Below are 15,123 nucleotides of genomic sequence, written 5' to 3' on the forward strand. Positions count from 1 at the left end.
TTCCCCCTTAAATCTGTACGACGCGCCAGCCCGACCCGAGCTTGAGGACGCCTGCCTCATTCAATGCAGCCTGCCGCTGCCGGCGATGCGAGATCATGTAGCGGTCGCCGTCATGCGATAGGACCACCTCATCCCCGACGACCAGCCCGGCCTGCCGGATGTATTTGGTCATTCGGGTCAGCCTATACTCATTGCGGGTCCCCTCAAAGAACCTGCCGTTGTAGTAGATGAAAGCAAATTCCCAGAACGTTCCGCTGCTGTCGAGAAAGCGCAGGTGGCAGCGCGGATTGTGTTGCGAGGCATCGAGCTTCGGGAAAAAGGACAGGATGCCTTCTTCCTTGGGAACGAGGATGCCTGCCTGATGGCCGCCCGTCTCGCCCGTGTCGTTCTTGCTCAGGAGCTTGGCGATACTGCGCTTGGTCATTCAGGTTCCCTGCTTCGCAAGTGGTGATCGGCCCAAGGCCGCCACGATGTCGGCATAATCGTCGTCGCCGCCCTCCACGCCGATTACGGCCGTGCCGGAGATCGCGCGCTTGCGCGTCAGGCGCTCGTCGATCACGTCCTCGACTGTATTGGCCACGAGCAGCCGGTGGATCGTCACGGGGCGCTCCTGCCCTCGCCGGTGCGCACGGGCGGAAGCCTGGTCCTCAAGAGCCGGGTTCCATTCCGGATTGTAGTGGATGACGTGGTTAGCGGCAGTGATGTTAAGCCCCGACCCACCTGCCCGCGGGTTCAGGATCAAGGCCGCTCCGCCCTTCACGGCGCTGAATGCGTCGATCAGCGGCTGGCGGGCGTCGATCGCTAGGCGACCGTCAATAATGCCAGTGAAGGCATTGTGCCGGCGCGCGATATACTGCGCGATCAGGTCGGCCATACCGGTGAAGGAGGTGAAGATGATGACTTTCTCGCCGAGGGCGAAGATCTCCTCGACCAGTTCGTCAAGCCGACGGAATTTCGAGAAGTCCATCGGATCGCCTGTGTGGCGATCGCTATCGACAAGGGCCGGATGCGCGCAGAAGCGGCGCATCGCGGTTAGGGCGACGAGGGTTGCTGCGGCACCATACTCGACCGCGATGCGGTCGCGCAGCTCGTCATAATGCGCGGCTTCGCCGTCATCCAGCTCGACCACCTGCGGAATGTCGATGCGCGGGGGCAAGTCCTTGGCGACATCGGCAACACGCCGGCGCAGCATTAGCGGGGAGACAAGCGGCTCCAGCGCGGCCGCGCCGTCGACATCATCCTGGAAATGCGTCTGGAAGGTGCCGGCGTCACCGAGGTGTCCGGGCAGCACAAAGTCCATGATCGACCATAGGTCGAGCAGCTTGTTCTCGACAGGGGTGCCGGTGACAGCGAGGCCCACCTTGCGCGGCAGGGCCTTGACGGCCTTCGTGCGCTGCGCAGTCGGGTTGCGGATATATTGCGCCTCGTCGAGAACGATCACCTGCCAGTCGATCATCCCCAGCAGGCTGTTGTCCCGCACAACGCTGTCATAGGAAGTGACGACGACATCATAGCCCTGCAGGTCCGCCGGCCGACCTGTGCGATCGGGACCGTGATGCTTCAGCACCTTTAGGTCGGGAGCAAACTTTCCTATCTCCCGCCGCCAGTTTTCAAGCAGCGAGCCGGGCGCCGCAATCAGCGCCGGGTGCAGCGGTCCCGAGCCGCAATCGCGCAGGGCGCTGATGATCTGGAGCGTTTTGCCCAGCCCCATCTCGTCGGCCAACAGCCCGCCGACCTGTTCTGACAGCAGGAACTTGAGCCAGCGCCAGCCCGAGGCTTGGTAGGGGTAAAGAGTGGCATGCACGCCCTCCGGCAATTCTTCGCCGTCCGGCGCGAAAGCCAAGGGCGATATATTGCGGTCGGCAAGCTTGTCCTCAATCAGGCCGCTGGCGGTGGCCTTCCTGATAGCAAGGAACGACCGGAGCGATCCGGCCCGGCCGAGCGACGCGCCGGAGGATTCCAGCATGCTCATGATGTCGGCGCTCTGGTCCGGCTCGACCGGATACCAGACGCCATCCGCAACGACATGGCCGCGCGCCAGATCATCCGGCTGCAGCGCGATCGTTTTGCCGCGGCAGGAACCAGAAAGCGAAAAGACCGGAACGCCATCTCCTTGGGAGTCGTCAATCACGACAAGAGGATCGAGCGGATACCGGGACAGACGCAGTCCCTCCACATGCGCAGGAATCCAGTCCTCGCTCGGTTTTTTCTCAATCAGCGCACGATAGACTTCGTCGACCTTCGACACGCGGGCGTTGCCCTCTGGATCGAGCAGCCAGAGTTCTCTTCCCCTGATATCCCACGCGCCTTCGCCCATAAACCTTATATGCCAACTCTTTAGTTCCGCGTTGCGAGACGAATCGTGCTTTGATCTGCAGCATGCCCCTCATCCAGCACCTTATGAGATTTGGCTGAGGTTAGCAGTCAATTTTGCTTCCGCGTTACGATTCGCTTGGGCCGGCGGGGCAGTGTCCAAGATCCTCGATGGTCAGCTTGACCGCCATGCTAGCCGCAACTCACCTTGACGACACGCCGCGTACCCGCGTCGAAGTCGATGTTCAGGCGATCCGCCCTATAGTCCTCCGTTCGGGCGCAGGTCGTGCAAACCACGCGCCGGTTCTCGCCGTCCAACGCCGCAGGCAGACTGTCGATCGACCGACCCACCCAGCTTTGCCGCTCCGCAGCTCGGCATTGGTCGGGGTGGGGCACATCGACCGTAGCAGTTTCTGATGGCCGCGTAGGCTCGCGTGACACAGAGGCGGCTGGCCCCTCTGGCGAAGCCGTACAGGCGGCCAGCGCCAATAATACGCCGAATGTCACGAGCGTTTCGTGCACCTTGCTGAGCCCCGACATCTAGCCGCAGGCCACGCTAGCGACCCGACGGCTATTCTCGTCGAATGAAATGTTTAGCCGTTCGCGCCGCAGGTCTGATGTTTGGGGCGACGTTGTGGTCCCGATACGCCACACCGCGTCAACGGGAGGCTTAGGCAGCGTCTCGACGGGCTGTCCAACCCAATCCTGGCGTTCGGACGCACGACACTGGTCGCCGAAATAGTAGGTCTTCGACCCATCCACGCCTTCGGCGATCCATATGTTCGGATCTCGCGGATGATTTCGGATCGTCGATCCCTCTGGCGCCCAATAGGTGAAGGCCGGCGGCGGGCTGGCCTCCATCTTCACTACCGGGGTGGCGAGCGCGACGGAGCGCGGCGCCGTGTCAGCGACGGACGCTTCGGGCTCTGCTGCGCAAGCTCCAATGGTCATCGCACCTAAGAGCAAGCTGCAAGCCGCGCCTCGCGACCGGATCGTGTCGAGTATCAGCGACCGCGCTGGTCTGTAATATTCTCGTTGCGCCATGCGATGCTCATGATTGCTATTCATGTCGTTGTTGATAGCGCCGATGACGTCTGAACACGAGGGTCGCTTAAACCGCGACGATTGCTGGACGGCTGCGATATTCACGGAGAACCGAAAAGGGGAAGGCCTTCCCCTGCGGCCGAGCCCAGTCTCGGCCGACCCCTTCTGCGGGGCTTGCCGCCCCGCAACGCCCCGCGAGAGTGAGAGTGCGGACGGGTTTTCCGTGACGGGTTGAGGGCTGGGAGAGTGGCTCCCGGCGCCCGTCGCGGAGATCCGCGATGTCAAAGCAACGCACCACACGCCCCGCTACCGAACGGGTGAACCTTTATGATGAAATCACCAGCAAGATCATCGCCGAGCTGGAGGCCGGCCGGCTGCCCTGGGTCCAGCCGTGGGGCGCGACCGGCGCCAATGCGCCAGTCGGCATGCCAGCAAACGCAGCGACGGGCCGGCCCTATTCGGGAATCAACGTCCTCATTCTTTGGGGCGCAGTCGTAACTCAAGGCTTTCCCGGGCAGCGCTGGCTCACCTTCCGGCAGGCGCTCGCGCTTGGCGGCAACGTTCGCAAGGGAGAGAAGGGTACGACGGTCGTCTATGCCGATCGCTTCGTCCCTGACGACGAGAAGCGGCGAGCCCGCGAAACCGGAGAGGACGCCCAAGCCATCCCCTTCCTCAAGCGCTTCACCGTCTTCAACACCGCCCAGTGCGAGAACCTGCCCGAGGAAGCCGGCGCCGCTGCGACACCGCCGCCCGCCAGCCTTATCGAGCCCCAAGTAGAGGCACTCATCGCCGCTACGGGCATCGACTTCCGTATTGGCGGGCCGCGCGCCTATTACCATCCCGCGCTGGACTATGTGCAGGTTCCGCCGCCGCAGGCCTATTTCGAGCCGATCAACTGGCATCGCACGGCCCTGCACGAACTTGGGCATGCGACAGGGCATGCCACGCGAGTCGGCCGAGACCTGAGCGGCGGCTTCGGCACGAAGAAATATGCGTTCGAGGAGTTGATCGCCGAAATCAACGCCGCTTTCTGCTGCGCGACGCTCGGCATTGTGCCGACCGTTCGGCATGCCGACTACATAGGTTCGTGGTTGGAAGTGCTTCGCGAGGACAATCGCGCGATCGTCCGGGCCGCCAGCCAGGCGAGCAAGGCGGCGGACTGGTTGCTCGCCCACGCACCGGTGGCCGCGGTGGAGCCGGCAAGGCGCGCAGCGTAGGCCCCATTGGTCAAACATGGCACGCAAACCCGCAAAGGCGTGAAGCCGGATCGTCGGCTTTACGCCTTTGCGTATGTCCAAGCGGCGAGGTCCTAGAGGGAGAGAAGGGACGGGATTTCGTGACGGGTTGGAGATCGAGAGAGAGTCTTTCGGTCGCCCGTCGCGGAGTACATTCCGATGGCTACTGCGGTTCAGAAGATCACTCTCGCGTCCTCGCGCGACATTCCCTTCAACAAGCTGGTGCTCAGCCAGTCGAACGTCCGGCGTGTGAAAGCCGGCGTCTCGATCGAAGACCTGGCGGCCTCGATCGCCCGGCGCGGCCTGATCCAGAGCATCAGCGTCGTGCCCGTCGCTGACGCTGACGGCAACGAGACCGGCATGTTCGAGGTGCCCGCCGGAGGCCGCCGCTTCCGGGCGCTGGAGATGCTGGTCAAGCAGAAGCGCCTCGCAAAGATCGCGCCGGTGCCCTGTGTGGTGCGCGAGCGCGACAGCGCCATCCTCGCCGAAGAAGTCTCGCTCGCCGAAAATATCGAGCGCGCGCCGCTCCATCCCCTCGACCAGTACCGCGCCTTCCAGGACATGCGCGACAAGGGCATGAGCGAGGAGGAGATCGCTGCGGCCTTCTTCGTGCCGGCCCCGGTCGTGAAACAGCGGCTGCGGCTCGCCTCCGTGTCGCCTGTTCTGCTCGACGTCTATGCCGAGGACGGCATGACGCTGGAGCAACTCATGGCGTTCACCGTCTCGACCGACCATGCCCGCCAGGAACAGGTCTGGGAGGCGATCAAGGACGCCTGGTCGAAGGAGCCCTATCAGATCCGGCGCATGCTCACCGAGACCACGGTGCGCGCCTCGGACAAGCGAGCGGTGTTCGTCGGCACCGAGGCCTATGAAGCTGCCGGCGGAGTTACCACGCGTGACCTCTTCCAATCCGACGACGGCGGCTGGCTGGAGGATGCAGCCCTGCTCGACCGTCTTGTTGCCGAGAAGCTGAAGGCTGCGGCTGAGACGATCGCGGCGGAAGGCTGGAAGTGGATCGAGGTCGCTGCCAGCTTCCCCTATGACGTGACGCACGGCCTTCGTGAGCTGCAGGGCGAACCGATCGATCTCTCGGCCGAGGAACAGGCCACCATCGAGGCGCTCAACGCCGAATATCAGAAGCTCGAAACCGAATATGAAGGCGCCGACGAGCTGCCGGATGAGGTCGATCAGCGCCTCGGCGAGATCGAAACCGCGCTTGCCGCGTTCGAGACCCGGCCGGTGCGCTTCGAGGCGGATGACATTCAACGCGCGGGCGTGTTCATCAGCATCGCCCATGACGGCAGTCTCGACATCGACCGCGGTTACGTGCGGACCGAAGACGAAGCGCGGATCGAACCCGATGGCGAGACCGGCGCGGAAGCCGCCGGTGATCCGGCCGAGCCAGCGGTGCAGCGGGCAGTCATCACCATCGGCGGACAGCCTGCAGAGCCCGACGACGACGAGGACGACGGCGTCATCAAGCCGCTGCCGGAACGCCTGGTCGTCGAGCTGACGGCCTATCGCACGCTCGCGCTGCGCAACGCCGTCGCGGAGAATCCGCACGTCGCCATGACGGCGCTGCTCCACAAGCTCGTCTCGGACACCTTCATGACCCGGATGTACACTGGCGCCATGGAAGCCGGAGTGAAGCATATCTTCTTCCCGGCCCAGGACGATGCGCTGAACGACAGCCCGTCGGCGCGCGCGGTGCAGGACCGCCATGCCGCCTGGGCGGGCGACATCCCGAAGGACGACGATGCGCTTTGGAACTGGCTCGCGGGTCTGGACGATACGAGCCGGATGGCGCTGCTCGCCCATTGCGTCAGCTATGGCGTGAATGCCCTCTACGAGCGTCCCAACCCGCACAGCGCCAGCGGCATATCCCAGCATACGCTCGACATGAGGCTCGCTCAGGCCGATCGCCTGACCAAGGCGACCGGGCTCGATCTGGTCGAGGCTGGTTGGCGTCCGACATTCGGCAACTACCTCAACCGGGTCACCAAGCCCCGCATCTTGCAGGCAGTCCGCGAGGGCGCCGGCGAGCAGGCCGCGCAGCTCATCGACCATCTGAAAAAGGGGGACATGGCCAAGGAGGCGGAGCGCCTGCTGGCCGACACCGGCTGGCTACCCGAACCGTTGCGCCTGGTCGCGGAGGTCGAGGCGTCCACGCCGGATACCGAGGTCGACGTCGGGGATGACGGCGCGGCGCTGCCTGACTTCCTCGCGGGCGAGGACGAGGAATCCGTCGGCGACGATGAGGAGAATCACCTGGTCGCGGCTGAGTGATCGCCAAGGCGGAGCGGCTTCGGCTGCTCCGCCCATCCTTCGAACCAACGATCCTTTCCGAGCCCGGCCCAGCGCCGGGCATTTTCGTTTCAGGAGCCAGACATGACCGATTTCTTCACCCGCTTTTCCTGCCTTCTCGACGTCGGCACCCCCGCGAACGCCGTGCGCGCCTTCGACATCTACACCGCGCTGATGGCCGAGAACGCCAGCGAGGATCCGCCCGCCGAGCCGTTCCTGCTCTCGCTGACGCCAGAACATGGGCCCGCTCGGCTCTGGCTCCGCGACCCGGGCAGCGCCGACCAGCAACTTCTCATCACGTTCGTGACGCGCTGCGCCGAGGCGTTCGGGCTGACCGGGCGCTGGGGATTCCAATGGGCCAACATCGCGTCCGATCCCGTGGTGAACGGCTTCTACGGTGGCGCCCATGTGCTCGACCTCTCGACCGGCGCCACTCTTGAATGGATGAGCACGGGACGCTGGCTGGCGGACCGCCTGGCGGACGGGGACGCGCGATGAGCATTCCCGACCACGCCCGCACCAATTTCCAGACCTTGCTGCGCGCCGCGACGGGCGGCGACCTCGCGCTGATGGAATGCGTAGAGGTCGCGACCGGCGAGACCCGCTACGTCATCTGCGCCGTCGGGCGCGACGGCGGCGAATTCGTGTTCACGCCGTTCGGCCATCTGGCCGACGGCAATCCTTTCGAGCTCTACCGCCCGCCGGAGGCATCGGCATAGGCATCGGGGCGCTGATCGCCGGCGAGCACCGCTTCAACCTCAGCTCTGATGCTCCTGGGGACCTCGCGGCAAACACAAGCTCGAGCATGCGCCACATGCCATGCGATCCTCTGATCTTTCGACGGTCGTGCTGGCATCGGGTTGTCCTCGTGCCATGCCTTGTTCACAAGCCTTGTCCCCTCTGAGGCCGATCCTGGCGTAGAACCTCTGCCAGACCGCCACTTCCCATTGCCCGTCGACGCGGGCGAAGCCGCTCGGCCGGTGCTTTGGCTTGGCGTTCGGCTTGTTTTCCTACGAGAGCTTAGCCTCCCATCCGCACCTCCGGAAGCCGGTGCGACAGGCCGGGTTACGCCCACGTCAGAGTGAGAGGGTGGCCGGGACGGGTTGAGCCCGTCCGGTCGAGAGAGAGCGCCGGGCAGGCTCGTTCCTATCCCGCTCTCCGAGGTTCCCCTCATGCTCCATGCTCCGATCCCCGCCGCCAAGGCGACCTCGCTTCCGCTCGCGCCGGACGCGCCTCCGGCCGCCGCCATTCTCGCCGCCGCCGCCCATCTCCTTTCTCATCTCGAACAGGGCCGCGCGATCGACGCCGCGATCCTGCGCTCGGCCATGGAACAGGCCTTTGGCGCCTCTGACGCCACTGGCGCCTGGGACTGGAAGACGGCCTATGACGCCTGCGAGGCGGCGACGGTGCTTTTCCTGCGAAAATACGGAAAGCCGCTTTTCCGCAAAGCCTCGTCTCCGGCTGCACGGCTCGCCGCGCTCGGCAAGATCGCCGGTTTGCTGCCTACGCACACGCGCCGGTCCGAGGAAACCCAGGCCTTCCAGCAATTTTCCACGCCGACGCCGCTCGGTCTCGCGGCCTTGACCGCCGCGGCACTCACACCCGCCGACCGTGTGCTGGAACCCTCGGCCGGCACGGGCCTGCTCGCGGTCCTCTCGGAGATCGCCGGCTGCGATCTCATCCTAAACGAGCTGGCCGAGACCCGGGCCGATCTCCTCGCCTCTCTCTTTCCGGCCATTGCCGTCAAGCGCTTCGACGCCGCGCAAATCGACGATCATCTCGACCGCGCCGCCATTCCCAGCGTCGTCATCATGAACCCGCCATTTTCAGTCATGGCGAACGTCTCCGGTCGCGTCGCCGACGCCGCCTATCGCCACATCGCTTCCGCTCTGGCGCGGCTCGCGCCCGGCGGCCGACTGGTCGCGATCACCGGCGCGAGTTTCTCGCCCGAGCTGCCAGCTTGGCGGGACAGCTTCGTCCGGCTGCAGGCGAGCGGCCGCATCGTGTTCACCGCGCCGATCGCGGGCTCGGTCTATGCCAAGCACGGCACGACCATCGAAACTCGCCTCACAGTCATCGACAAGGCGCCCGCCGAGGATGCTGCGAGCTTCCCCGCATCCCCTGGCATTGCGCCCGATGTGGCGACGCTGCTCGCCTGGATCGAACGGGACGTGCCCCCGCGCATCGCCGGCGCACCGCCCAAGGTCACGCCCGACACCGCGCCGCGCACCGTTCGTGGCTATCTCGCCCGGGCCGCGGCTGCCACGCCCGTCCGCCGCATCGCTCAGGTCGAGGGCGTACCGCTCGACTATGAAACCGTGGACTGGACGCCGCGCGACGGCGGCCTATCGGACTCGATCTACGAGGCCTATGCGCTCCAGTCGATCCGCATCCCGGGCGCGCAGCCCCATCCCACCAAATTGGTGCAGTCGGCCGCCATGGCATCGGTCGCGCCGCCAAAGCCGAACTATCGCCCGACGCTTCCGGCCGCGATCGTCACCGATGGTCTGCTGTCCGATGCCCAGCTCGAGACGGTGATCTATGCCGGCGAGGCCCATGGCGAATATCTCGCCGGCGCCTGGTCCGTGGACGCAACCCGTGATCTGGTCACCGCTGCGCCAGACGATGCGCCGAACGCCATCCGCTTCCGCCGGGGCTTCATGCTCGGCGACGGCACCGGCGCCGGCAAGGGCCGCCAGTCGGCGGGCATCATTCTCGACAACTGGCTCCAGGGCCGTCGCAAGGCGGTGTGGATCTCGAAGTCGGACAAGCTGCTGGAAGACGCGCAACGCGACTGGTCGGCGCTCGGGATGGAGCGCCTGCTGGTCACGCCGCTGTCGCGTTTTCCGCAGGGCACGCCCATCCGCCTGAACGAAGGCGTCCTATTCACCACCTACGCTACGCTACGGTCCGACGACCGCGGCGAGAAGCTTTCGCGGGTCAAGCAGATCGTCGAATGGTTGGGCTCCGATTTCGATGGAGTGATCATCTTCGACGAGAGCCACGCGATGCAGAATGCCGGAGGCGGGAAGGGAGAGCGGGGCGACGTTGCGCCGTCGCAGCAAGGCCGTGCGGGGCTCCGGCTCCAGCACGCGCTCCCGAACGCCCGGGTGGTCTACGTCTCGGCGACCGGCGCGACGACCGTCCACAATCTTGCCTATGCCCAGCGGCTCGGCCTGTGGGGCGGCGAGGACTTCCCCTTCGCCAATCGTGCCGAGTTCGTCGAGGCCGTGGAGAATGGCGGCGTCGCGGCCATGGAAGTGCTCGCCCGCGACCTGCGCGCGCTCGGCCTCTACACGGCCCGGTCGCTCTCCTATGATGGCGTCGAATATGAGCTGGTCGAGCACCAGCTCACGCCTGAGCAAACCCGCATCTACGATGCCTATGCCGGCGCCTTCGCCATCATCCACAATCATCTCGATGCGGCGATGCAGGCCGCCAACATCACCGGCTCGACGGGGACGCTGAACCGGCAGGCGAAGTCAGCCGCGCGGAGCGCCTTCGAGAGCGCCAAGCAGCGCTTCTTCGGTCATCTCCTGACCAGCATGAAGACGCCGACGCTGATCCGGTCGATCGAGCAGGACCTCGCTAACGGCCACTCGGCGGTGATCCAGATCGTCTCGACTGGCGAGGCATTGATGGAACGCCGACTGGCCGATATCCCCACGGAGGAATGGAACGACGTGCGCGTCGACATCACTCCGCGCGAATATGTCCTCGACTATCTCGCCCATTCCTTCCCCGTGCAGCTCTACGAGCCGTTCTCCGACAGCGAGGGCAATCTGTCGTCGCGGCCAGTCTTCCGGGACGGCCAGCCCGTGGAGAGCCGGGAAGCCGTCGCCCGCCGCGACGAACTGATCGAGCGGCTCGCCTCGCTTGACCCTGTGCCCGGCGCGCTCGACCAGATCGTCCAGCGCTTCGGCACCGATCTGGTCGCCGAGATCACCGGTCGGTCGCGCCGCGTGGTGCGCAAGGGTGAGCGCCTTGCAGTCGAGAAACGGGCAGGATCAGCCAATCTCGCCGAGGCGGCCGCCTTCATGGATGACCAGAAGCGCATCCTCGTCTTCTCGGATGCCGGCGGAACGGGGCGGAGCTATCACGCGGACCTTGGCGCGAAGAATCAACGCCTGCGCATCCATTATCTGCTGGAGCCTGGGTGGAAAGCTGACGCGGCGATCCAGGGACTCGGTCGTACCAACCGCACCAACCAGGCGCAGCCGCCGCTCTTCCGGCCGATCGCCACCGACGTGAAGGCCGAGAAACGCTTCCTCTCGACGATCGCGCGCCGGCTCGACACGCTGGGCGCCATTACGCGCGGGCAGCGCCAGACCGGAGGCCAAGGCCTGTTCCGGCCTGAGGACAATCTCGAAAGCCCCTATGCCCGCGACGCATTGCGTCAGCTCTATCTGCTGCTCGTTCGCGGCAAGGTCGAGGGCTGTTCGCTGCACCGCTTCCAGTCCGCCACCGGGCTCAAGCTCACGGACGACAACGGCATCAAGGACGAGCTGCCGCCGATCACCACCTTCCTCAACCGCCTGCTGGCCCTGACCATCGACCTGCAGGGCGTGCTGTTCACGGCGTTCGAGCAGCTCCTGACCGCCAAGGTTGAGGGCGCGATCCGCAGCGGTGTCTACGACATCGGGCTTGAGACGCTCCAGGCCGAGAGCTTCATCGTCACCGACGCCCAAGTGATCCACACCCATCCGAACAGCGGCGCGGAAACGCGGCTCCTCACCATCACCCGCCGTGAGCGCAATCGTCCGACGAGCTTGGCCGATGCGCTCGATCACCTCGCCGATCCACGGACACAGCTGCTGGTCAACGGCCGCTCGGGACGCGCCGCCGTGCAAGTTCCCGCACCGTCAATGATGCTCGATGATGGCGAAATCGAGCGCCGTGTCTGCCTGATCAGGCCCATGGAGCAGCACCACGCGCCGCTGCGCATGATGGGGGAGAGCCATTGGGAGGAAGTCGATCGCGCCCTCTTCGCCGCAGCTTGGTGGGCGGAGCTGAACGACGTGCCGGAGTTCTCCGACAGCACGATCCATATTGTCTCCGGCCTGCTGCTGCCGATTTGGAAGCGGCTGCCGAACGAATCGACCCGCGTCTACCGGCTTCAGACCGATGCCGGCGAGCGCATCATCGGCCGGCGCGTGTCACCCGCGTGGGCGGCGAACGCCGTCACCACGGGCACCGCATCGCTGACCCCGGAGCAGGCCTTCAGCGCCCTGATGGATGGCACGGCGATCCTCGATCTCGCCGATGGCCTCCAGCTTAGGCGGGCCCGCGTGATGAACGCCCAACGACTGGAACTGACCGGCTTCACCGAGGCTATGCGAGACCGGCTACGGGCCTATGGCCTGTTCAGCGAGATCATCTCCTGGAAGCTGCGCTTCTTCGTCCCGGTCGACGGCACCGGGCCAGTCATCCTCGCCAAGCTGCTCGACACCTTCCCGGTCGCGCGCATCTCCGAGCGGGAGGCCGCGTGATGACACGTCTGGACGCCTCCGATCTTGCACATCGTCTCGGCCGGCAGGCCGAGGCGGTATGCCGGCACTATCTCTCGAGCGGCCGCCGCGAAGGCAACTACTGGCTCGTGGGCGACGCGCGCAACACGCCCGGCCGCTCGATGTACGTCCGGCTGAAGGACACGCCGAAAGGTCCAGCCGGCAAATGGACCGACGCGGCGACTGGCGAGCATGGTGACCTCCTCGACGTCATCAGGGAGAGCTGCGGCCTCATCGACTTCAAGGACGTCGCCGGTGAGGCCCGGACCTTCCTCTCGATGCCGCCGCCCGAGCCGGAAGCCCGCGAGCATCAGCGTCAGAGCCCAGCACCGCATGGCTCCCCCGAGGCGGCGCGACGGCTGGTTCGGATGTCGCAGCCTATCCGCGGCACGCTCGTACAGGCGTATCTGCGGGAACGCGGCATTACGGATATACGCGGAACCGGAAACCTGCATTTTCACCCGCGCTGCTACTATCGGCCTGACGAACATTCGCAGACCGAGACCTGGCCGGCGATGATTGCGGCCGTCACCGACCTCGACGGCAAGATAACCGGGGCGCATCGCACCTGGCTCGATCCCCGCCGCCGCGACAAGGCGCCGATCGATACGCCGAGGCGGGCAATGGGCGATCTGCTCGGCAACGCGGTGCGCTTCGGCATCGGCGGCGAGGTAATGGCGGCCGGCGAAGGTATCGAGACCGTCCTGTCGCTTCGGCAGGTCTTGCCCGACCTGCCGATGCTGGCTGCGCTCTCCGCAGCACATCTTGCCGCCATCCTGTTCCCCGAAACGCTGCGGCGGCTTTACATCGTCCGCGACAACGATCCGGCCGGTGACGGCGCACGAGATACCCTCGTCGAACGGGCCAACGCGGCCGGGATCGAGGCAATCGTCATTTCGCCGGAGCTGGGCGATTTCAACGAGGATCTACGCACCCTCGGCCTGGAGGCACTTCGCATGGAAGCCCGGTTGCAGGTCGCGCCGCAGGACGTCGCGCGCTTCATGGCGTTGGCGGCATAGCCGGCAGGCGAACGACCGTACGGATCGCCGACGTGCTCGGCGGATGCACCAATCCGTCAGAGAGGACCACGCCTCGGCCTTCGAGAGGGCGATCGGCCCACAAGCCGGCCAACCGGGCAATGGCGGCGGCCGACTATTTTCCGGCGCGGCCTGAAGGCCGCTTTCCATCGCGAGGCAAAATAGCCGGCCTTAGCCATCGAGCCCTACGCTTGCGCTCCGGGTGCCCGGCCGTCCGGCCCGTGGGCTTCGTCGCCATGAAGGCCGCGACGGTCGCGGTCCAACCGACGGAGCATCCCATGCGCGATCACGACGACTACGAACCGCACCACGAATCCTCACCAACCGACCATGTCCTCAACGAGCTCCAGCTCCACGGTTACCGCCCCTTCACCGACGAGCCCGACCAGCGGCTTCTGCCTGACGGCAACCAAGTCGCAGGGGCTGTCGCCGACATCTTCGACGCCCTGATCGGCACCCTGGAGGACACTCGCCTCGAACCCGACCTCGACGATCTCCTCTGGTCGACCGTCAACGTGTTCCACCGCGCGACCGATCGGATCGGCCGGGAACTGGACGACAATGAGCAGGCCCAGAAGCGAGCGCAGCGCGAACAGGACGGCAGCGAGGTGAAGTCGGTCGAGCTGGAGCGCCTGATCGCCGAAGGCATGACGCTCATCGAGCGGCAGAACGCCTTCGAACTGATGCGCGACCAGGCCGCCGAGCACTACGAACGCCATGTCGGCAAGCCATGGCTCCCGCGCAGCGGATCGAAGGTCAACCATCGCAATCTGACTTCGGCGATGATCGACAGCCGCGACTTCCTGATGGCGAAGAAGCGCGCCGACCAGGAAGTGCTTCTGCCACCCGGTCCCAAGATCGTTGTCACCGGCGGGCTCGACTATGACGATCATCGGCTGATCTGGGCCAAGCTGGACCAGGTTCATACGAAGCACCCCGACATGGTGCTGGTGCACGGCAAGTCGCCCAAGGGCGCCGAAAAGATCGCCTCGCTGTGGGCCAAGAACCGCGACGTTCCTCAGATTGGCTTTGCACCCGACTGGACAAAGCACGGGCGCTCTGCGCCGTTCAAACGCAACGATCAGATGCTGGAGATCATGCCGAAGGGCGTGCTGCATTTCCCGGGGACCGGCATCAACGACAACCTCGCCGACAAGGCCAAGAAGCTCGGCATTCCGGTGTGGAAGCACGGCGGCGCGTAAGCGCCGCCACGCACGCGGTTCGACTTAGCGTTTCATCTTGGTGACCTTGTAGACGCACCCGGAGCTATCGTACGTCGTCCATTCACCGACTTGTTGGCCTCGATCGAAGTAGCCGGACCGCAGCTTCGAGCCATCGCGGCGAAACCACTCCCAATATCCGGTAGGTTGCCCATCCATCGTCTGGCCCACGACCCACAGGCTGCCGTCCTTGTGTAGCTTCTCGAAGGGAACCGTCGCCGCCATTCCGCGCCTCGCGCTCAGTCCGGCTCGCCGGTAACGGCGATCCGAGCGGAACGCGCGTAAAAGGCAAGTTCGGTATCGTTCTCGATCAGCACGTCTAGCAGACCCTTCATGTCCGCCTGATCGGAGGCCGACTGAAAAGGTCCCGGTTGCCGCTCGATCGCCAGCACCGCGATCGTCAGAGCTTTCTTCACGAGGTGCAGATCTCTGCCTGTGAACTCGGCCATCATCAGTCCTTCGC

General features: G+C 65.4%; 10 protein-coding genes. 7 read left to right on the forward strand and 3 right to left on the reverse strand.

Translation table 11 applies throughout. From position 1 onward, the window contains the following. Positions 1–7 precede the first annotated feature (7 nt). Together ACO2Q1_RS06765 and ACO2Q1_RS06770 are read right to left on the reverse strand one after the other, a co-directional pair. Positions 8–424, reverse strand: coding sequence for an EcoRII N-terminal effector-binding domain-containing protein (locus ACO2Q1_RS06765; protein WP_086490809.1), 417 nt, complete (start codon positions 422–424; stop codon positions 8–10). After that, positions 425–2,317 carry a DEAD/DEAH box helicase gene (locus tag ACO2Q1_RS06770; protein ID WP_086490810.1) on the reverse strand — a complete coding sequence of 631 codons (1,893 nt, stop codon included), beginning with the start codon at positions 2,315–2,317 and terminating at the stop codon, positions 425–427. A 1,318-nt stretch (positions 2,318–3,635) separates the two neighbouring features. Between ACO2Q1_RS06770 and ACO2Q1_RS06775 the strand changes: the two genes are divergently transcribed. From ACO2Q1_RS06775 to ACO2Q1_RS06805, 7 genes are all read left to right on the forward strand, one after another. Then, positions 3,636–4,574 carry an ArdC family protein gene (locus tag ACO2Q1_RS06775; protein ID WP_086490812.1) on the forward strand — a complete coding sequence of 313 codons (939 nt, stop codon included), beginning with the start codon at positions 3,636–3,638 and terminating at the stop codon, positions 4,572–4,574. Between the two features lie 177 nt (positions 4,575–4,751). After that, positions 4,752–6,878: a ParB/RepB/Spo0J family partition protein gene (locus ACO2Q1_RS06780; RefSeq protein WP_086490813.1), complete on the forward strand. Its 2,127-nt coding sequence runs from the start codon at positions 4,752–4,754 to the stop codon at positions 6,876–6,878. A gap of 102 nt (positions 6,879–6,980) precedes the next feature. Beyond that, positions 6,981–7,394, forward strand: coding sequence for a hypothetical protein (locus tag ACO2Q1_RS06785; RefSeq protein WP_086490814.1), 414 nt, complete (start codon positions 6,981–6,983; stop codon positions 7,392–7,394). After that, the gene (locus ACO2Q1_RS06790; protein ID WP_086490815.1) at positions 7,391–7,615 is read left to right on the forward strand and encodes a DUF6117 family protein; all 225 of its coding nucleotides are present in this window, start codon (positions 7,391–7,393) and stop codon (positions 7,613–7,615) included. The genes ACO2Q1_RS06785 and ACO2Q1_RS06790 overlap by 4 nt, the downstream gene beginning before the upstream one ends. Positions 7,616–8,068: 453 nt before the next feature. Continuing rightward, positions 8,069–12,385 carry a strawberry notch-like NTP hydrolase domain-containing protein gene (locus ACO2Q1_RS06795; RefSeq protein WP_423328746.1) on the forward strand — a complete coding sequence of 1,439 codons (4,317 nt, stop codon included), beginning with the start codon at positions 8,069–8,071 and terminating at the stop codon, positions 12,383–12,385. Next, positions 12,385–13,422, forward strand: a complete 1,038-nt coding sequence (locus ACO2Q1_RS06800; RefSeq protein WP_086490817.1) for a DUF7146 domain-containing protein — start codon at positions 12,385–12,387, stop codon at positions 13,420–13,422. Before ACO2Q1_RS06795 ends, ACO2Q1_RS06800 begins: the two co-directional genes overlap by 1 nt. Positions 13,423–13,718: 296 nt before the next feature. After that, complete coding sequence (locus ACO2Q1_RS06805) at positions 13,719–14,642, forward strand: DUF2493 domain-containing protein (RefSeq protein ID WP_086490971.1); 924 nt, start codon at positions 13,719–13,721, stop codon at positions 14,640–14,642. Between the two features lie 257 nt (positions 14,643–14,899). On the opposite strand, the gene ACO2Q1_RS06810 is transcribed toward ACO2Q1_RS06805, so the two are convergent. Further along, positions 14,900–15,109, reverse strand: a complete 210-nt coding sequence (locus tag ACO2Q1_RS06810; RefSeq protein WP_086490972.1) for a hypothetical protein — start codon at positions 15,107–15,109, stop codon at positions 14,900–14,902. Positions 15,110–15,123: the final 14 nt, after the last annotated feature.

The sequence above is a fragment of the Brevundimonas sp. VNH65 genome (assembly GCF_049445955.1).
Classification (GTDB): domain Bacteria; phylum Pseudomonadota; class Alphaproteobacteria; order Caulobacterales; family Caulobacteraceae; genus Brevundimonas.